Origin of the sequence: Pseudarthrobacter sp. NPDC092419 (assembly GCF_044755045.1) — a bacterium.
In the GTDB taxonomy this organism is placed as follows: Bacteria; Actinomycetota; Actinomycetes; order Actinomycetales; family Micrococcaceae; genus Arthrobacter.
Genome location: NZ_JBIVQF010000005.1, coordinates 122707 through 141360, shown reverse-complemented (window position 1 = coordinate 141360; position 18654 = coordinate 122707). Strand labels below are relative to the sequence as shown.

The 18654-nt window shown below is 66.0% G+C and carries 23 protein-coding genes; 17 read left to right on the top strand and 6 right to left on the bottom strand.

Translation table 11 applies throughout. From position 1 onward, the window contains the following. Positions 1-136: 136 nt before the first annotated feature. Complete coding sequence (locus ACIQC0_RS10150; protein ID WP_377214462.1) at positions 137-361, bottom strand: hypothetical protein; 225 nt, start codon at positions 359-361, stop codon at positions 137-139. A 436-nt stretch (positions 362-797) separates the two neighbouring features. Between ACIQC0_RS10150 and ACIQC0_RS10145 the strand changes: the two genes are divergently transcribed. The 3 genes from ACIQC0_RS10145 to ACIQC0_RS10135 all read left to right on the top strand — a co-directional run bounded on the left by ACIQC0_RS10145 (position 798) and on the right by ACIQC0_RS10135 (position 3201). Beyond that, entirely contained in the window at positions 798-1328 is a 531-nt protein-coding gene (locus ACIQC0_RS10145; protein WP_377214463.1) for a hypothetical protein, read from the top strand. A 195-nt stretch (positions 1329-1523) separates the two neighbouring features. Continuing rightward, positions 1524-2360, top strand: a complete 837-nt coding sequence (locus ACIQC0_RS10140) for a hypothetical protein (RefSeq protein WP_400534692.1) — start codon at positions 1524-1526, stop codon at positions 2358-2360. Positions 2361-2508: 148 nt separating this feature from the next. Further along, complete coding sequence (locus ACIQC0_RS10135; protein WP_400534690.1) at positions 2509-3201, top strand: D-alanyl-D-alanine carboxypeptidase family protein; 693 nt, start codon at positions 2509-2511, stop codon at positions 3199-3201. Positions 3202-3212: 11 nt separating this feature from the next. Here ACIQC0_RS10135 and ACIQC0_RS10130 read toward each other — a convergent pair whose 3' ends face one another. Genes ACIQC0_RS10130 through ACIQC0_RS10110 form a run of 5 tightly spaced genes read right to left on the bottom strand, consistent with a single transcriptional unit; the run spans position 3213 to position 6912 of the window. Next, complete coding sequence (locus tag ACIQC0_RS10130) at positions 3213-3716, bottom strand: hypothetical protein (protein WP_377214466.1); 504 nt, start codon at positions 3714-3716, stop codon at positions 3213-3215. A 21-nt stretch (positions 3717-3737) separates the two neighbouring features. Then, the gene (locus ACIQC0_RS10125) at positions 3738-4112 is read right to left on the bottom strand and encodes a flagellar assembly protein FliW (RefSeq protein WP_377214467.1); all 375 of its coding nucleotides are present in this window, start codon (positions 4110-4112) and stop codon (positions 3738-3740) included. Further along, positions 4109-4996: a flagellar hook-associated protein FlgL gene (gene flgL / locus ACIQC0_RS10120; protein ID WP_400534688.1), complete on the bottom strand. Its 888-nt coding sequence runs from the start codon at positions 4994-4996 to the stop codon at positions 4109-4111. Before flgL ends, ACIQC0_RS10125 begins: the two co-directional genes overlap by 4 nt. A gap of 3 nt (positions 4997-4999) precedes the next feature. Continuing rightward, positions 5000-6421, bottom strand: coding sequence for a flagellar hook-associated protein FlgK (flgK, locus tag ACIQC0_RS10115; RefSeq protein ID WP_377214469.1), 1422 nt, complete (start codon positions 6419-6421; stop codon positions 5000-5002). Between the two features lie 8 nt (positions 6422-6429). Next, positions 6430-6912, bottom strand: a complete 483-nt coding sequence (locus ACIQC0_RS10110) for a flagellar protein FlgN (RefSeq protein ID WP_377214470.1) — start codon at positions 6910-6912, stop codon at positions 6430-6432. 245 nt (positions 6913-7157) lie between these two features. Between ACIQC0_RS10110 and ACIQC0_RS10105 the strand changes: the two genes are divergently transcribed. From ACIQC0_RS10105 to ACIQC0_RS10040, 14 genes are all read left to right on the top strand, one after another. Beyond that, on the top strand, positions 7158-8021 hold the full coding sequence (locus ACIQC0_RS10105; RefSeq protein WP_377214471.1) for a flagellin: 864 nt from the start codon (positions 7158-7160) through the stop codon (positions 8019-8021). A 126-nt stretch (positions 8022-8147) separates the two neighbouring features. Beyond that, the gene (gene fliD / locus ACIQC0_RS10100) at positions 8148-9515 is read left to right on the top strand and encodes a flagellar filament capping protein FliD (RefSeq protein WP_400534685.1); all 1368 of its coding nucleotides are present in this window, start codon (positions 8148-8150) and stop codon (positions 9513-9515) included. After that, entirely contained in the window at positions 9512-9943 is a 432-nt protein-coding gene (gene fliS, locus ACIQC0_RS10095; protein WP_377214472.1) for a flagellar export chaperone FliS, read from the top strand. Before fliD ends, fliS begins: the two co-directional genes overlap by 4 nt. Continuing rightward, positions 9930-10259: a hypothetical protein gene (locus tag ACIQC0_RS10090; protein ID WP_377214473.1), complete on the top strand. Its 330-nt coding sequence runs from the start codon at positions 9930-9932 to the stop codon at positions 10257-10259. The genes fliS and ACIQC0_RS10090 overlap by 14 nt, the downstream gene beginning before the upstream one ends. Positions 10260-10398: 139 nt before the next feature. Beyond that, a complete protein-coding gene (gene flgB, locus ACIQC0_RS10085) occupies positions 10399-10740 on the top strand; it encodes a flagellar basal body rod protein FlgB (protein WP_377214474.1) in 342 nt (113 codons plus the stop codon). Then, the gene (locus tag ACIQC0_RS10080) at positions 10740-11132 is read left to right on the top strand and encodes a flagellar basal body rod protein FlgC (RefSeq protein ID WP_377214475.1); all 393 of its coding nucleotides are present in this window, start codon (positions 10740-10742) and stop codon (positions 11130-11132) included. Before flgB ends, ACIQC0_RS10080 begins: the two co-directional genes overlap by 1 nt. Next, entirely contained in the window at positions 11132-11437 is a 306-nt protein-coding gene (gene fliE / locus ACIQC0_RS10075) for a flagellar hook-basal body complex protein FliE (protein ID WP_377214476.1), read from the top strand. The genes ACIQC0_RS10080 and fliE overlap by 1 nt, the downstream gene beginning before the upstream one ends. Beyond that, positions 11437-13032 (top strand): flagellar basal-body MS-ring/collar protein FliF, encoded by a 1596-nt coding sequence (gene fliF, locus ACIQC0_RS10070; RefSeq protein ID WP_377214477.1) that lies wholly within the window; start codon positions 11437-11439, stop codon positions 13030-13032. The genes fliE and fliF overlap by 1 nt, the downstream gene beginning before the upstream one ends. After that, the gene (fliG, locus tag ACIQC0_RS10065) at positions 13029-14045 is read left to right on the top strand and encodes a flagellar motor switch protein FliG (RefSeq protein ID WP_377214478.1); all 1017 of its coding nucleotides are present in this window, start codon (positions 13029-13031) and stop codon (positions 14043-14045) included. The genes fliF and fliG overlap by 4 nt, the downstream gene beginning before the upstream one ends. Beyond that, a complete protein-coding gene (locus ACIQC0_RS10060; RefSeq protein WP_377214479.1) occupies positions 14029-14667 on the top strand; it encodes a FliH/SctL family protein in 639 nt (212 codons plus the stop codon). Before fliG ends, ACIQC0_RS10060 begins: the two co-directional genes overlap by 17 nt. Beyond that, a complete protein-coding gene (locus tag ACIQC0_RS10055) occupies positions 14664-15992 on the top strand; it encodes a FliI/YscN family ATPase (RefSeq protein ID WP_377214480.1) in 1329 nt (442 codons plus the stop codon). Before ACIQC0_RS10060 ends, ACIQC0_RS10055 begins: the two co-directional genes overlap by 4 nt. Beyond that, positions 15992-16417 (top strand): flagellar export protein FliJ, encoded by a 426-nt coding sequence (locus ACIQC0_RS10050; RefSeq protein WP_377214481.1) that lies wholly within the window; start codon positions 15992-15994, stop codon positions 16415-16417. The genes ACIQC0_RS10055 and ACIQC0_RS10050 overlap by 1 nt, the downstream gene beginning before the upstream one ends. Continuing rightward, positions 16417-17154: a C40 family peptidase gene (locus ACIQC0_RS10045; RefSeq protein WP_377214482.1), complete on the top strand. Its 738-nt coding sequence runs from the start codon at positions 16417-16419 to the stop codon at positions 17152-17154. Before ACIQC0_RS10050 ends, ACIQC0_RS10045 begins: the two co-directional genes overlap by 1 nt. After that, the gene (locus ACIQC0_RS10040; RefSeq protein WP_377214483.1) at positions 17151-18641 is read left to right on the top strand and encodes a flagellar hook-length control protein FliK; all 1491 of its coding nucleotides are present in this window, start codon (positions 17151-17153) and stop codon (positions 18639-18641) included. The genes ACIQC0_RS10045 and ACIQC0_RS10040 overlap by 4 nt, the downstream gene beginning before the upstream one ends. Positions 18642-18654 lie beyond the last annotated feature (13 nt).

Here is an 18654-nt window from a genome sequence, read left to right as displayed (position 1 = left end):
CGCCGGCCGGTGCCTTCGGCCTGCTCATGATCACCGGATGTTCCCCTTTGTTCCCGCGTGCAGTCCCTATGCAGAAGCTAGCACAGGCCTAAGGATGCTAAGGCTGAAGAGGAGGTTTAACAAGGTGAGTGGTTCCCTAGTGCAGAATGGCTCTGATCTCAGCTCGAATGAGCCGCTCGGCCAGTTCGCCAAGGTCCAGGTTCAGGACGGCTTTGAGGGCGCGAGCCATATCGGGCGCTGCCGCCACGAAGTCCGCCAGGCCTGGATCGGACTCCAGTTCCCTCCCAAGCTTTATCTTGACGTCATCAGCGGTCCAGTGGCTCTGAGTGTGCAAGCTGGTGAGTATGCTCTTGGCCGTCATGGCTGGTCCTTCGCTGTGCCCTGCAGCAGCCGTTGACGGCTGCTTCCGGATTCGCTTTATAGCTCTGACTATGCCGGACGGGGCTCAAGAACAGCGCCGGTAACAAGCCGGATTTAATCAGGATTTCCCCAAAATTCCGGAACCCGTGTCCGCGACCCATGACTTCGCTTTCCGTTGCTGATGTGTTGACCGCGATAGGAGTTGGGCGCACCGCAAATGCTGGCCCGCTGGATGTTCTGGTCCTAAGGGATTTAGCACAGGCGAACGATGGCGCCGCCGTGTATCCGGACACAATGCTGTGAGTTCAGGTGTATTGGCATATCGGCTGCTAAATTTCATGCAGTCGGGGGACAGCGGCTGACGTCGTACGTGGAGCGTGCGGTCGCAGGCAGTTTGCCTGTCTCCCAGTTCATGGCACTACAAGCGGAGGCCCCGAATGGATCGAATTTCCCATCTTTTCCTTGGTGTTGCGACTACGACGGTGCTGGTGGCTGCGATGGCGGTCCCCTCATCAGCCGCGACTTCATCGGATACCGCAACCACAGTGGTTGTTACTGGCGGTGGCTTATCCATTACGGCACCGGCGACGGCAGCTCTGTCTGATGCCGCCCCAAGTTCAACTGCCACTGCGAACATCGCGGGGGTGCAGGTTACCGACACCCGAGCAGGCACGATTGGATGGAGCGCCACGGTCAGGTCCACGGATTTCACGCCGTCCGTGGGAGGTGCAGGCAGTATTCCCGCAACAGCGGCTGCCTACATTCCTTCCGGCATGGCATCGGTGACAGGCCTAGCCGTGGTTACTCCTTCTAGCCAGTCTGATTTGTCGACGCCCAAAACCGTCCAGACGGCAACGATGGTGGTAGGCAACAACGCGGCGTCGTGGACCGCTGCGTTTCAGGTTGCGATCCCCTCAACCGCTGTAGCCGGCACTTATTCGGGCACGCTCACGCACTCGGTACTGTAACCGGTGCGTTATGCCGTAGCCATAGTCGCTGTTTTCCTCGCTGTCTTGCCGATGCCTGCGGCCTGGGCGTTCAGTCCGCAAGCGCCTGCCTCTCCGGAAGCAGCAGCAGTACTTTCTGACCCTGCGGGACTGGAGATACGGTTACTCGATATACCGGCGAAGGCAGCGGATGATCCCCGTGCGCGCGCCTATGTCGTGGATCGGGTTTCGCCTGGAACGGAAATCAACCGCCGGATCCAGGTCAGGAACAATACCGGGGCGCGCCAGTCGCTACACCTGTACCCCGGGGCCGCCCGCATCCAGGATGGATCCTTCATCGGAGAGGATGCAGGTACAGGGAACGAGCTGAGCTCCTGGGTCTCCCTGGAGACGCCGCGGATTGCACTTGGCTCAGGTGAATCCGCGGAGGTACGGACGACCATCCGGGTGCCGCGGAATGCCGCGGAAGCCGAGCACTACGGGGCCGTCTGGGCCGAATTGAGGAGCGCAAACCCGGACGCCCGGGCTGGAAGCGTCACAACGGTTAATCGGGTGGGAATCCGTGTCTACCTCTCCGTTGGCCCAGGCAACGGCAAACCGGCGGACTTCGCCATCGGTTCCCTCACCGCTGTCCGGGGCGTTGACGGCAAGCCCCGTCTGAGCGCGCTGGTAACGAACACAGGAGGACGGGCCCTGGACCTCCAAGGCAGCCTGACATTGGCTGACGGTCCAGGTGCCCTTTCTGCCGGCCCCTTTGACACCAAGAAGGCGTCAACCCTGGCCACGGGCGAGAGACGGGAGGTGGTCTTTGAACTTCCGGCGGAGATCCCGAACGGGCCGTGGACGGCTGAGGTGCGTTTGAAAAGCGGGCTGCTCGAACGTGTTGCGTCTGCCCGGATCACCTTCCCGGACGAGGGAGAGAACGCGGCCTCGGTCCCCGTTCCGGGATCCGGCGGGTTGCTGTTCATCCTGGGCGCGCTGTCCATATTCGTGCTGGCCTTGCTGCTGGCGATATTGATTCGACGGCACAGGCGGACCAGTCGGGTGCCCTAGTTCGTCCCGCAGTAACCGTCGTGAGAGTTGTGCCGATAGTTCAGCCGTGCCTTTGAAGGGAAACAGAGCGGGAGGTCACCGGCAACAACGCTCTTGGAAGCTTGTTGGTGCTGCCGACGATGGAACCGCGTCTCGGCAGCCCGTCGTCGTGCATCTTGCCCTGGTGGCCGCTGGCTGCCTGGCCGCTTTATCCGCAGCCTACGGTGCGGCCGGACCGGATGTTCAGGCTGCAGTTCCTGCCGGCTCTGCGATCCTTGGCGCCGAGGACCTCCCTGTGCACCAGCAGGATCTTCCGCTTCTGGTCACCAAGGAACGCCCCCTCCAGCCGCTGACGTACGTTCCGGGTGACTTGGTCTCCGTGGCCGGCACCCGGCTCACGGCGGGTGCTGCGCGGGACCTCGCATCCATGCTGAAGGCCGCCGCGGCCGATGGTGCACCTGTCCGAGTAATCAGCGGATACCGCTCTTATCAAGAACAGGACGCCCTGCATTCAGGATATGTGGCGAAGTTTGGCGCCGGGCGGGCATCGGAGTTGTCGGCGGAGCCGGGTCACAGCGAACATCAGGCCGGGCTCGCCGTGGACATCGCTGACCCCTCCGGTGGGTGTGCTCTGAGGCCGTGTTTCGCCGAGACGCCCGCCGGTGCCTGGGCTGCCGAGAACGCGTGGCGGTACGGGTTCATCGTCAGGTACCCGGCGGACGCGCAGGATGTCACCGGCTATAGCTATGAGCCATGGCACCTGCGGCATGTCGGCGTCACCACGGCGGCAAAGATGCACCGCGCTTCGGCAGCGACGCTTGAGGCGTACCTCCAGAGCCAGGAACGCCCTCCGGCGCACTGAAGCGGCTGGCGTCAGACCATTTGCCGGCTGAGTTCCCGGGCCCGGGCCAGCGCTTGCTGGCAGTCCTCGATGAGCTGGTCGCGGTGCCCGGTGGCCCGGTAGAGATCGCGCGCCCACTCGAATTCGGCTGCGGCATCACGGTAGCGTGCTTCGTCGAAGAACCGGCGGCCGATCTGGTGCCGGACGAGTGCTTCCCGGGCCCGGGTGCGTGCCTGGCGGAGTGCTTCTTCCTGGAGTCGGGCCGCTTCATGCCAGGAGTATTGCCGCTGGTAGGCGTGCGCGAGGACCAGCAGCGGACGTAACGGGTCTGTCGAGGCGTCCAAGAGCTGCCGGCCCTCGAGGATGGCTTCCCGTGTGCGGTCCAGCAGGCTGAGGATCCACACCCGTTCCAGCGGCGCGCAGTCCTCCAGGCGGGCTTCCATGGCGTCCCGGTCCAGAACGACGTCCCGCAGCGTCGCGGGGTCGGTCTGCCAGTTGCCCGAGGGTTCCGTCTCCAGGCCGGACGTCGCTGCCATGGCTTATGGTCTCCTTGCTGCTTACCCGGCGAGGGGAAGCTGGGCGCGTACCGGCCAGTTGCTGCCTTCAAGGACCACCTGTGCGCACTTTCCGCTGTCCGGGTTCACCACGATGGGCGCCATGAGGTTCACCGTGGTGCCTTCTTCCGCCGGGTTGGCCACCAGGAGGAACCGCACACCGGCGTCGCCGGGGGCCAGCGGTTCCAGCTGGGCAGCTGACAGGCGGGGCTGGTAATCCGGAGCGTAGATGGCAGGATCCAGCAGGAAGAGTCGAAGTGCTGCTTCGTCAGCCGAGCGGAGCGAATAAAGGCCCTCGGCTCCGTCAACGGCTTCGAGATCGAACTCTACGAACGGCGCAAGCCCGGGTAACGGCGCTGTGAAAGTCAAAGCGCTCATCGCAGGAAGTCCATGAGCGTAGGCTGCAGTACTTTCGCTGTCACGGCCAGAGCGGTCCGGTAATTGACCTCCTGGAGGTTCATTTCCAGGATGGCCTGCCCGGCGTCGACATCCTCGACACCGGAACGCTGGGCCTCCAGCAGGCCGGAAAGGTCCATGTTTATCTCTTCCGCACGTAGGAGCTGGGCATGGCGGGTGCCAATGTCGGCATATTGTCCAATGAAAGCTTCATGCCTGGCGTCGATGGGCGCAAGGTGCCTGCCAACATTCACACCGCCTCGAAGATCAGCCACGATGTTATCCACCAGGCTGAACACGGAGCCTGCGCCGGTGCCGAAAACTGCCGCGCCTTCAGCATCCACCCGGACGGTGGTGCCGGGAGCTATCCGACGCTCCACCGCGGCACCGGGAACGCCGGTAAAAGCCGGGGGATTGTCAGCGGTGAAGGCACCCGCCGCATCCGAGGTGCCGGCGAAGACGCTGCGGCCCAGGTACTGGGTGTTCGCCTGGCTAAGCAGGTCGGCGCGCAGGCCCTCAAGCTCGACGGCGATCGCCTGGCGCGCTGCCGGCGGCACCGAATCGTTCGCTCCCTGCAGGGTCAGGTCCCTGACGCGGTTGAGGATGCCCGTCGCAGTGCCCATCGCGGTATCAAGGGTGGTCAGCCAGCCGTTGCCGTTGGCGATGTTGCGGCCATACTGGCCCACGGCTGCCTGCTCGGCGCGCACCCTGAGGGACGCTGCGGTGCCCGAAGGGTCATCAGAAGGGCGGGTAATTTTTTGCTGCGAGGAGACCTTTTCCTGCAGGGCCGCCATCCGTGTCATGTTCGACTGCAGGTTCCGCTGCGCAGCGATGGTCAGGGTCTGGTTCGTTGAGCGCGCAATCATGGGTTACCTTCCTACCAGGCCGGTGCGGTTGATGAGCACATCCAGCATTTCATCTACAGCAGTCATGACCCGCGCTGCGGCTTGGTACGCGTGCTGGTTACTCAGGAGGTTGACGTTTTCCTCGTCCAGGCTCACGGCAGCCTGGGATAACTGGGCATCCTTCGCGGTGTTGGCAGCGGCTTCCGCCAGCACACCGCGCTGCAGTTCAGTCCTGGCGGCGGAACCGAGTTGGATCACGAAGGTGTTCCAGGCATCGTCCGGGGAGCCGGCGCCTGAACTGATCTGCGATACCGTGTCGGCGTTGCTGCCATCGAACGGTCCCGCGCCGGGCCTGCCGGTGGCGAGGCCGGAGGCATCCGTGGGTACAACGCGCAGGCCGGCCGCCGGGGCCAGGTCGGGGGCGAGGCCGAAAAAGTCCAGGCCGGTGCTGCCATCCACGCTGTTCCCTGAGCGGTGCACGGTGTTCACGGCGCTGGACAGCTTCTCCGCGAAGGCGTTGTAGGACGCTGCTGCCTCGGCGATGGCGCCTCCGGAACCGGCGCTGGCCGGGGCCAGCAGGGACAGGGAACCTGCCATTTCGCCGCTTTCAAGTCCGACGGCGGTACCCGGGCGGTGCGTCCACTCCAACTGGAGGGGGGTCGTGGACGCCTCTTCCATGCGGTTTGCCCCGGCGATCTGGACTGTCCGGTGCCGGTCGCCCGAGACTAGGCTGTTGCCGCCGACGAAAACATCTACGGTGCCGTCCGCATTGTCGCGTACGGTTCCCCCGGCCAGAGCGGCAATCTCCGCGGTGAGAAGGCTTCGCTGGTCCACCAGTTCATTCACGGAACCACCGGCGGAGAGCGCGGTGCGGATGCGGATATTCAGGTCTGCTACCTGCGATGCAGCTGCATTGAGCTGGTGGGCCATACCGGATACCTCGGAGCGGGTGCGGCTCCAGAGGGCGTCGATATCCCCATATCCTCGGCTGAGCTGGGCTGCCAGGGCCCCCGCTTCCTGGAGCACGGCATTGGTGGGTGCGGCTTCGCCGGCCTGGTTGGCCAGGTCCTGCCAGGCACCCCAGAACCGCTGGAGCTGGGCGCTGAGGCCGTTCTTGCCGGGTTCGCCCAGGACGTCCTCCAAGGAGGTCAGGACCTCGGCCCGGATGGCGGTGTAACCGGCCGTTGCGGTGCTGGCCCGGGCCCGTGCGTCGAGGTAGGCGTTACCCAGCCTGGCGATCGCGTCCACCGAGACTCCTTGGCCTGCGGAGGGCCCGCTGGCGAAAAGGCCGGTGCGGCCAACAGGCCCGGTGGCGGAAGTCTCCAGCCGTTGGCGCGTGTAGCCCTCGGTTCCCGCGTTGGCCACGTTCTGGCCTGCGACGTTGAGCGCCTGGCGGGCGGCGGACAGGCCCGTGTAGGCCGTATTGAGGCCGCTGAATGTACTCACGGATTTCCTTAAAGTTGCCGGTCCAGAAGGGACGTACCGGAAGTAGGAGAGGCAAGGCCTTGGGAGTCGTAGGTCCCTGCCTCGGTGCGGAGATTAGCCAGCGTTTCCTGGCTGGACTTCACGGCCGCCCGCAGGAAGATTTCATTGGCGTCGCGCAGCTCCTTGATGCGGCTGGTCAGTGCGAGCAATTCCCTGAGGTGCCCCTCGAAGATTTCCGCCCAGGGCCCGGCCGGCGCTTTCGCCACGATGTCCCGCAGCGTGGGCTGCTCGCCGAGGTTCCATTCGGCTGCAAGTGCCGCTACGGCCACTTCACGCGAGAGTGCCTCGGAGCGCAGGTGCTCCACCACCTGTTCCACCTCGCGGGTGGCGTGGTGGAGCCATTTGGTGTTGCCCGTAGTTAACAGCAGCTGTTCTTCTTCAAGCTTGAAGGTGAGGAGTCCCAGGAGCTCCCGTTCGCGCCAGAGCAGTGCCGACAGTTCATTGGCCGCCACGCGCCTATTCAACTCCCTTGGATGCCAGTGCAGTGATGCGTCCCGCACTTCTTACGCTGTTCACTGTCGTCCTGTATGCAACCGGCGTTAGGCATTGGGTCCAAGGGAAGGTGCAAGCTTGCATCAAGGTTAAATCAAGAATTTTTTTGTATCGGCTAACGGACGCGGGCGCCGCGGCGATAGTGCTTGGTGTCGCCCCACGGATGGAGCGGCTTAGTTTCACCCACATCACGGAGGAATTCATCATGGGTATGCAGATTAACACCAACATTTCCGCGCTTAACGCTCACCGGAACCTGTCCAACACGCAGAACGACCTGTCCAAGTCGCTGGAGAAGCTTTCCAGCGGCCTGCGCATCAACCGTGCAGCTGATGATGCTGCCGGTCTTTCCATCTCGGAGGGCCTGCGTTCGCAGATCAACGGCCTGAACGTTGCTGCGCGCAACGCCCAGGACGGCATCTCGGTCATCCAGACCGCTGAAGGCGCCCTGTCCGAGGTTCACTCCATCCTGCAGCGTATGCGTGACCTGGCCGTCCAGGCCGGTAACGACTCGAACAACGCAGAATCCCGTGACGCCATCAAGACTGAGATTGATGGCCTGGCTTCGGAACTGAACCGAATCCAGACCAACACCGAGTTCAACGGCATCAACCTCATGGACGGCTCCACTAAGTCGTTCCAGGTAGGGGCCAACGGTAACGCAGGCACGGACGTCTCCAACACCATCGCCGTCGATCTGACTGACCTCGCCACCGCTCTGACCGGCGTCGTCACCACTAACGCCACCGGTGGCGACGTGACTGCAACGATCACCGTAGACACTGCAGCTAACGCTGCTCTCGCGATCGAGGCGCTGGACACCTCCATCACGGCGATCAGCACCTCCCGCTCTGAGCTCGGTGCAAAGCAGAACCGCTTTGAGTCGGCGATCAACAGCCTGAACGTCACCCGCGAGAACCTGCAGGCCGCAGAATCCCGCATCCGCGACACCGACATGGCGGGTGAAATGGTCAGCTATACCCGCTCGAACATCCTGTCCCAGGCCGGTACCGCCATGCTCGCGCAGGCCAACCAGTCCAACCAGGGCGTGCTGCAGCTGCTGGGCTAATACCAGTAACACGGTAAGTAAACGCCGCCGGCAGTGGCCAGGAAGGACAAACAAAGTCTTCCTGGCCACTGCCGGCAGCGGTCCCGTCCGCAACAGCTGCTTCATCTAGTACATCCAAGGATTCTTATGGGCTTCGCGCTATCTGGTATCGCCACGGGAATGGACACCGCTGGGATCATCAAATCATTGATGAGGATTGAAGCAATCCCGCAGACGCTGCTCAAGAACCAGGTTTCGGCCTCGCAGAGCATGGTGACGTCCCTGCAGACGCTGAATGCCAAAATCGCGTCCCTGGCCGAGTTGAGCAAGGCAACTGCCAAGACTGGCGCCTTGGACCTCTTCGTGGCAACGTCCAGCACCGACGGCGTAACGGCCAAAGCCGGTCCCGGCGCCACCGCCGGTTCCGTTGACTTCACTGTTGATCGGCTGGCCCAGACCCATGCGGGCGTCAGCGCCGCCATGACTGCCTGGCCTAACGACCCGCCGGTCCTCACCTTCGTAGCCGCCGACGGCACCCGCACCGAGGTCACCGCAGCATCCACGAGTCTCGACGACGTTGTCTCCGCCGTGAACGCTTCAGCGGCGGCCGGAGTGACCGCGATGAAGGTCGCCACCGGCAACGGGGAGCACAGGCTCCAGCTGACCTCCGAAACTTCTGGTGCTGCAGGATCCTTTTCCGCCTACCGTGGCAGCATCGCTGACCTCGAGGCCGGTACCGCCACCGATCTCTTCGCAGAAACCGGCGCCGCCGTCATCAAGACGGGCCGGGACGCCCAGGTCACCCTGTGGGCCGGAACGGGCGCAGCGCAAGCCATCACGTCGTCGTCCAACACCTTTACGCGGTTGCTGCCGGGGGTAGACGTGACGCTCACCTCTGTGCCCACCGCGCCGGTCACCGTCACCGTTGCCGGAGACAGCGAACAGGTCACCAAGAAGGCCGAAGACCTGGTCAGCGCGCTCAACGGCATCTTCGCCTACATCAAGTCCAACAGCGCCGTCACCCCGGCGGCCGGATCCGCCGGCACCAAGGCGGGCAACTTCACCGGCGACAGCACGGTACGTGATGCCAACCACCGGCTGCTCTCGGCGGCATCCCAGCCGGTAGGTGGAAAATCACCCTCGGAGATCGGTATTACGATCACCAAGGACGGAAACTTCACCTTTGACTCCGCGAAGTTCTCCGCCGCGCTGGCAGCAGATCCCGCGCTTGTGGAGTCGACGCTGCAGACGATCGCTGGCCGGGTGGAAGCTGCTGCCACCATCAGCTCCGACAAGTACACCGGGCTGATCACCGCCAGTATTAACGGCCGGCAGTCCGTGGTTAAGAACATGCAGGACCAGATCCTGAAATGGGACGATCGTCTGGCAGTCCGTGAAGAGACGCTCAAGCGTGTCTACTCGGGACTGGAGGTCCAGATCAGCCGCATGAACTCACAGTCGGCTTGGCTCGCCTCCCAGCTCGCTACCCTTCCCCGAGGAGACTCAGGATCATGACAACAGCCGCAATCTTCAACCGGCAGCGTGACCAGCTCCGCCGTGAGGCCATCCTCTCGGCCACGCCGGCTCAGCTCGTGACCATGCTGTATGACCGTCTGCTAGTGGACCTGCGCCGGGCGGAAGCGGCCCAGGACGCTGCAAACTGGCCGGTTGCCTCCGAGAACCTGCTGCACGCCCAAGCCATCATCGCCGAGCTCACGGCGTCCCTGGACACCAAAGCCTGGGATGGCGCAGACAACCTGCTGGGCATCTACAACTACGTTTCCTCCGCCTTGGTCTCCGCCAACCTGCACCGGAGTGTGGACCGCACCCGCGAAGCCATCCGGCTCCTGGAACCGCTGCAGCAGACGTGGCATGAAGCTGCGGCGCAGCTGCCCGCCCGTACGCCGGCGACGGCATCCGGCGCGAGCCTTGGCATTGCCTGAGGTGGCAGGCCAAAAATCCGGTGCGGACGCCGACTGGGAGTCCGTGCTGGCCGATTTTGAGGCTGACCTGCTGTCCGCCCAGGATCGCGATACTGACGAGGCTCCCGTATCCGCACCGTGGAATGCCCCCCGGGACCTTGGCCCGCTGCCCGCGCGCCTCGCCGGAAGGGCCGACCGGATCCTCCGCGCCCAGCGACAGGCGCTCATCGCGCTGCAGCAGGCTAAGGAAGACACCGCAAAACACCTCGCTGCCCTGGACGCCATTCCCTCCGTCCGGCCGCCACTGCAGTCGGTTTACCTCGACGTCGAAGGCTAACCCAACCGACTGGTAACAAATCCCCGGATGCCGCTTACGTGCCCGGAAGCTGTGCCGATAGAACTAGGTGAGCACGGATGCCTCACCTCCCAGGCCATGGATCGGCCGCCACAAACTTCTGCACAAGTAGGGCTTCTCTGTGTTTAATTCGGTATCAGCCGTGGCGCTGGAAAGCGCCTTGGACGGGTTGGCGTTGCGCCAGCGCACCATTGCGAACAACATCGCCAACGTCAACACACCGAACTTCAAGGCCCAGAGGGTAGCGTTCGAAGCAGCCCTGGCCGGTTCCGTCAAGGCAGGCGATGGCCGCGCCCAGGCGAGCGTTGAGGGCTCCCTCGAACCCACGCGACTGGACGGAAACAACGTCAACCTCGAAACAGAGACGCTCTCCAACATCGACACCGTCCTGCGCTACCAGTTCGCCGCACGTGCGGCCGAGGGAAGCTTCTCCGCAGTGCGCGCAGCAATGAGGACCAACTGATGACCTTTGACGCCATCGGCATCGCCGGGACCGGCATGACCGTCCACCGTAAATGGCTCGACGCCGTCTCGGACAACCTGGCCAACATCAACAACGCTTCCTCTACAGACGGGGCTGCCTTCCAGGCCAGGTACGTCCTGGCCCAGGCCGGACAGGGCAACGCCGGCGTCTACGTCGCCGGAGCCGAATTCGGCGACGCCGAAGGCCGCGTGGTGCACCAGCCCGACCACCCGCTGGCCGACGAAGACGGTTACGTCCGCTACCCGGACATCGACATGGCCGAACAGATGGGCTCGCTCATCATGGCCCAGCGCGGCTACCAGGCAAATGCAGCGGTTGTTGACCGCGCCAAAGAGACCTACCAGGCCGCACTCCAGATCGGAAAATCCTGATGCCCATCAGCCCCATTGGCGCCGTCCAGTCCGTCGCGCCCACCGGTTACCTCGCCAATCCAGCAGCAGTCAGCCCCAGCGACGGGGACGGCTTCGCTTCTTCGCTGACGGGCGCCGTGGACAACCTCCAGCAACTGCAGGCCACGTCCAAGGAGCTGGCCATCAAGGCCGTTACCGGCGATCTTGACGACATCCACTCCGCCACCCTGGCGTCCACCAGGGCGCAGGTGACCCTGGAGCTTGTCGCTGCCGTGCGGAACAAGGGCGTTGACGCCTTTAACGAGATCATGAGGATGCAGGCCTGATGCCACCGAAGATTAACGGCTTCCTGCAGCGGGCAGGCGGGGTGGTCCAGGGCTTCAGCGTGGCCCAGCGCACCTTGGTGATCCTTGGTATCGCAGTACTGGCATTGGGCGGCTTCGCCCTGACCGCCGTGCTGACCAAGCCCTCCTACACGCCGCTCTTCTCCGGGCTCCAGGCCTCCGACGCCAGCACCATTGTGGAGCAGCTGCGGGCCGACGGCGTGCCCTACGAATTGAGCGGCGGCGGAAGCACCATCCTGGTGCCCGAGGCCAATGTCTATGACCAGCGGCTCAAGGCTGCCTCTGCAGGCCTGCCCTCCTCCACGGCCACCGGTTATGCCTTGCTCGATGACATGGGCGTGACGTCCTCCGAGTTCCAGCAGTCGGTCACCTACAAGCGTGCCCTCGAAGGCGAACTGGCTGCTACGGTGACCGCCCTGGAAGGCGTCAAGAAGGCGTCCGTCCGGCTCGCCATCCCCGAAGAGACCGTCTTCGTCTCTACCAAATCCGAGCCCACTGCGTCAGTCTTCGTGGAAACACAGAACGGCGTCACCCTCAGCGCAGACCAGATCCAGGCCATCGTGCACCTGACTTCTGCCTCAATCGAGGGTATGAAGGCCGAAAACGTGGCCGTCATCGACTCGAAGGGAACCGTTCTTTCCGCCGTCGGCGCAGGAGCCACCGGCTCGGCCGACAAGCAGGCCGCCGATTACGAAGAAAACGTCCGGAACTCCGTCCAGTCCATGCTGGACCGTGTGGTGGGACCCGGCAATGCCACGGTCGCTGTGGCAGCGGACATCAGCCGCGAATCCGCTGAACGGGTTGAAGAGGCTTTCACGTCACCCCGGGAAGACCTGGCCCTGAACGAGTCCACCAAGACCGAAACCTATGAGGGTACCGGCGGCCCTGCCGCGGGCGTCCTGGGCCCGGACAACATTGCCGTTCCGGGCGGTACCGGCGACGGCGGGACGTTCAACTCCGAAGAGAGCACCCGCAACAACGCCGTCAACAAGGTCACCGAATCCCGGAAGATTCCCGCCGGAACGCTGACCCGCCAAACCGTCTCCGTGGCCGTCAACGACGCCGCAGCCGCTGGAATCGACGTCGGCCGCATCACCGATCTGGTTCAGGCGGCCGCTGGCATCAACGCTGACCGCGGCGACGAGGTCACGGTTCAGGTCGTTCCTTTCAACACCGCAGGGGCCGATGCGGCAGCGGAGGCATTGGCAGCCGCCGACGCAGCCGCCGAGGCAGAAAGGATGGCGGGCCTCATCCGCACCGCCATCATCGTGGCCGGCGTCCTCCTCCTCATGCTCCTGGCCGCTGTCCTCTATGCCCGGCGCTCCCGCCACCAGCTCAGGGAACCGGTGGATCTGGGCGAACGCTACGACCCGCAGCCGGAACTCGTGACGGTCCCCGCCCCCATTGCCCTCGGTCCGCCCACGGCGGCCATCGACATCCAGGCCCTGCCGGTACCCCCGGTCGAAGCAGCCGACATTGAACTCAAGCGCGCCCAGATCGACGCGTTGGCGGGCAGCGATCCGGAACGGACCGCGGAATACCTCCGCAGCCTGATCGATGACAGGCAGCCGGTATGAACACCGTCCAAAAGGAACTGACCGGGATCCAAAAGGTCGCGGTGGTGCTGATGCAGATGAACCAGGACAAAGCCGTGCTGGTCATGCAGCAGTTCTCCGAGACCGAGGCGCAGGAAATTGCCGCGGAGATCGTCAAGCTGCGCAGGGTGGACGCCGGCGTTGCCGAAAGCGTCATCACCGAATTCCACGAACTGACGGTCAGCGGCCGCCGGCACGCCCACGGCGGCAAGGGATTCGCCGTCGGCCTCCTGGAGGCATCCTTCGGTGTGGAGCGCGCCGCAGGCGTGATGGACCGGCTGACATCCTCCATGGCCGGCAAGTCGTTCGAATTCCTGGACAACGCGGAGCCGGGCCAGATCATTGCAATGCTCGACGGCGAGCTTCCGCAGACTATCGCGCTGGTGCTCGCCCACCTGCCGCCGCACGCCGCCTCCGCCGTCATGTCCGGGCTGTCGGAGGGTTCCCGGACCGAGGTGGCACACTGCATCGCCACCATGGGCACCGCCACCCCGGAAGCCGTGGCCGCAGTGGCGGACACGCTCAAGGCCCGGGCCGGCGCCGTCGTTGCACCTGAACACGTAGACGCCGTGGGCGGCATCCAGCCGCTGGTGGAAATCATCAACCGTGCGGATGTCCTGACCGAAAAGTCCGTCCTGGACGGCCTGCAGGACCTCGACCCCGAGCTTGCCGAGGAAATCCGTTCCCGCATGCTCACCTTCGCTGACATCGTCAAGCTGGAGCGCCGCGACATCCAGCGCATCCTCCGCGGCGTCAACGTCTCCGTGCTTGCGTTGGCCATGAAGGGCGCCAGCCCTGCCGTGCTGGAAGCCATCCACACCAACGTGTCTGAACGCAACCTCGAAATCCTGGAATCCGAGATCAGTTCGATGGGCCCTGTCCGTTCTTCCCAGGTGGAGGAGGCCCGGTCCGAGATCGTCCGGTCCATCCGCGAGCTTGAGGCCGAAGGTTCCATCACCGTGCGCAGGGGCGACGAAGATGCCTTTGTCTACTAAGGACGGGTTCGCCCAGATGGCGTTTCCGCAGCTGCGCCGGCCGGAGCCGGAAATTCACGACGACGGGTACGTCCACGGGCATGCCGCCGGCTACACCGCCGGGCTCCGCGCCGCCGAAGCCGAGCGCCTGCGCCTGCTGGAGGAACTGGAAGCCGACCTGGCTGCGCGCCGCGACGAGCAGCAGCGTGAAGCCCGTTACCTGGCCCGGCTGCTACAGTCTGCAGCCGAGGTCCTTAGTGCGCGCACCGTTCCGACCGTTGCCGCCGCGGAGGAGACCCTGGTGGTTGCCGCCGTCGAGCTCGCCGAAGCCATCCTGGGCTATGAGCTGGCGGACCGCTCCAAGGCAGCCCGGGCGGCGCTGGACCGCGCCCTCTCCGGCAGCAAGGGGCTGGAGGTCGTCACCATCCGGATGAACCCGCAGGACCTCGATGTCCTGGAACGGGCAATGGCCGACGGCGTGTCCCCGGCCGGCGAACCTGGCCGGCCCGCCGTCGGACTCACTCCGGATCCCGCGCTCAGCTGCGGTGATGCCGTGGCGGAACTTCCGCACGGTTTCCTGGATGCCAAAATCAGCACTGCCCTGGCCCGGGCCAAGAGCGCACTGGCGGTGGAACAACCGTGACGATCCTCGACTGGCGGCCCCGGGCCGCCAACTTTTCTGCCGCGATCGGCGCAGCCCGGCCCGAGCGGGTGGGCACTGTCTCCTCTGTCCTCGGACTGGGGCTGGAAGCGGCCGGCATTGACGCCGCGATCGGTGACCTGGTCACCGTGGGCGACGGCGAAGGCATCGACGCCGAAGTGGTGGCCGTGTCAGCAACGGGCTTGCGGTGCATGCCGCTGGGCAGCATCGCCGGCATCAGCGCCGGGGACCCCGTCCGAACCAAGGGCGTGGCCCTGCTGGTGCCCACCGGCCGCGGACTGCTGGGCAGGGTGATCGACGGCCTGGGCCGGCCCATTGACGGCAAGGGCCCGCTCCGCACCGAGGCGCTGGTTCCGCTGGACCACCCCACCCCGTCGGCGATGCACCGCGCACGGATCAGCACGCCATTGCAAACCGGCGTGCGCGTCCTGGACACGCTCACCACCCTGGGCCGCGGCCAGCGGCTGGGTCTCTTTGCCGGCTCGGGCGTGGGCAAGTCCTCGCTGCTGTCCATGATCGCCCGCGGCACGGATGCCGAGGTGTCAGTGATCGCCCTGGTGGGGGAGCGCGGCCGCGAAGTGCGCGAATTCCTCGAGGACGATCTCGGCGCCGAGGGCCTGGCCCGGTCGATCGTGGTGGTCTCCACCTCGGACGAGCCTGCCCAGATGCGCCTGCGGGCAGCCTTCACGGCCACGCGCATCGCCGAAGCGTTCCGCGAAGGGGGCTCCGACGTCGTCCTGATGATGGATTCCCTGACCCGCGTGGCGATGGCGCAGCGCGAGATCGGCCTGTCCGTTGGCGAGCCGCCGGCCACCCGCGGCTACCCGCCGTCGACCTTTTCGGTGCTGGCCCAGCTGCTGGAACGCGCCGGTACCGACCGCGAAGGATCCATCACCGGCGTCTACACCGTGCTGGTGGACGGCGATGACCACAACGAGCCGATCGCGGATTCGGCCCGCTCCATCCTGGACGGGCACGTGGTCCTGGACCGCCGGCTGGCAGTCTCCGGGCACTTCCCCTCCGTTGACGCCCTGGCGTCCATCTCGCGGCTGGCCTCCAAGGTCAACCCGCCGGAGTATTCGGCAGCCGCGGCGAAGCTGCGGAAAGTCATGGCGGCCCGGAACGCCGCGCAGGACCTGATCGACGTCGGCGCCTACTCCCGCGGCAGCAACCCCCTGGTCGACGCCGCACTGGACCATGAAGGCGCCATCGCGGCGTTCCTGCAGCAATTCATGAACGAAAGCACCCCGGCGGACCACGCCTGGACGCAGCTGATCAACCTCACCACCACCCTCGGAGAATCCTGATGGCACGACCCTTCCCCCTCGCAGGCCTGATGCGCCTGCGCCGACTCCAGGAGGACGAAGCCGCGAGCACGCTGGCGGCAGCGAACCGGACTGCCGGACTGCACGCGGACCGGCAGCGGGCCGCCCGGCACGAACTGGACTCCACCAGCAGCGAAGCCAGCGGCACGCCTGCCCTGCTGGCTGTTGCCGCGGCCCGGGCATCGGCGCGCAGCATGCTCGCCACCCTGGACGCGCTGGCCGTCGAACATCAGGCCGCTGCCGCCGCAGCGCACGAAAGCTACCTTCAGGCGCGCCTGCACGCGGCCGGGATCGAAAAGCTGGAGGCCCGGCACCATGCTGCCGCCCGCGGCGAAGCGCTGCGCGCCGAACAGATCGGCCTGGACGAACTCGCAGTGCGCGGCCGGACGATCGGCGGGCAGCACTGATGCCGATGATCGAAGCCGTAGGACGGATGCAGGAAATCCGCGCTGCGCTGACGCAGATGTCGGGACAGACCCCTCCGGTGCAGCAGATCCAACAGCGCCCGGCTCCGGCCGGCACTGCCGCAGGACTTCCGGCCGACCCCGCGGCGTTTGACCAGGCCCTCGAAGCCCTGACCGCGTCCATGCCGGGCCTCGGCGGCACCGGCACCGCGGGCTTGAACCCGGCAACGCCCGCGGCCACGGCACCCGGCGCAGACGGCCCGCCCGCCAGCGCGGGCAAGATCGGCGAGACGGCGGCCAAGTACGTCGGCCTGCCCTACATCTGGGGCGGCAACGACCCCGCCGTGGGCCTGGACTGCTCCTCTTTCGTGCAGAACGTGTACCGGGACCTCGGTTACGAGCTGCCCCGCGTCACGTGGGACCAGATGAAGCAGGGCACGGCCGTGCCGTCCATGGCCCAGGCCAAGCCCGGTGACCTGCTGTTCAGCTTCAACGGCGGCCACGTTGCCCTCTACCTGGGGAACGGCAAGGCCATCGATGCGCCCCAGCCGGGGAAGACCATCCAGGTCCGCGACGCCTGGGAAACGGACGCGAACGTCACCGCCATCCGCAGGATCCTGCCCGCCGGCGACGTCGCGGCCGCTTCCGTGCCCGGCGGTGCCGGGACCGCGGGTGCTGGCGACCTTTCCGGGCTGCTGGCCGCGGCCCGTTCACCCCTGATGGCCGGTGCCGTCAGATGATAACCATTGACCAGTCCCGCCTAGGGACATCAGCTCCCCTGCCCCGCAAGGACAAATCCGCGGGCATGGGGGACGCCGGGTTCGGCGTCCAAATGCGGAAGGCTTTAGCAGCAGGGCCTTCTGAGCGCCGCGGGGACGGGGACCGCTCCGCGGCGTCCGCACCGGAACCCGCGGACCGCGGAGCCATTGAGAGGGCACGCCAGCGTGCCGTCGAAGATGCCCGCACTACGGCCCGGAACGACGCACGGAACAGCGGGATGGAGGGCGCCGGACCTGAGCCCGGCGCATCCGCACCCTCCGTGCAGAGGTCCGGGCGGGCTGGGTCCGCGGCGAACGAGGCAGTGCCGGCCGATGCAGCTACCGTAGCCGCGCAGGCAGGCATGGTCTCCGGTGCAGGTCCGGCAGCCGGGGAGTCCCTCGCGGGTCCGTCGGCTGCCGGGCCGCTTGCGGCGCAAACAGCTGCAGAAGCGGTGCCGTTTCCCCTTCCGGGAGGTCAGTCCGCAGGGACGGCCGCGCAGGGTTCCGAGGCAGCATTGAGCACGACGGCGGCCCGGCAGCTTCTGCAGCACGGGGCCACTGACGCCGCGGTCAGCGCCACTGCGGCAGCGCCCGGCCTTCCAGCGGCATTCGCCGTGTCTGGCGGCACGACGGGTTCCACCGGAACTCCGGGCACCACCTCAGCCACGGCCTTGAGCACGGCATCCGCCACCCCGGTGACGCAGCAGACTGCGGCTCCATTGGTGGGCAATGCGCAGGGTGCCGCCGGTAACTTGGGCGGAACCGCTGCCGATGGCGGGACCGCTGCCGGGGCCGCGGAGGGAAGCCTCGCCCCTGCAGTAAGCCTCGACCCTGCGGGAACTCTCGCCTCTGCGGCAACTCCGGCCGCTAGCGGGGGGAACATGCTCCCCGCCGCAGGTGACCTGCAGGAGCCGGCGCAACCCGCCGTCGTCGGCCCGGTCTCTGGAACACTCGGTCAAGGGACGCCAGCGCAGGCGCTCTCTCAGGCACCCGCGCCGGCAGCCGGGCAGGTTCCTGCCTCAGCCCACGCGCCGCTGGCAGGGCAGCTGGCCGGCCCGGTGTTTTCCCTGGCCACGGCAAAGCCCGGCCAGCACACCATGACCCTGAGCGTCACTCCGGAAAACCTGGGTCCGGTGACGGTCCGGGCGCACATCGGCGCCGAGGGCGTGCGGGTGGAACTGTTCGCCCCGAACGACGCCGGCCGTGACGCCCTCCGGTCCATCCTGCAGGACCTGAAGCGCGACCTCGCATCAGCGGGGCTCGGCAGCAACCTCGATCTCTCGGCCCGGAGCGGCCCGGACGACCATGCCCATGAAGGCGCCCAGGACGGTACTGGCGGCCGCCCCGCCGAACGTGCCGGCAACAGCCCGCGGCAGTTCCAGGCTGTCAGTTCCCCTGCCCTCCCCGGACAGGAAATCCACCCCCACCTCCGGTATGCCGGAACAACCGGCCTCGACGTACTGGCCTGAAGCAAGGAGAACC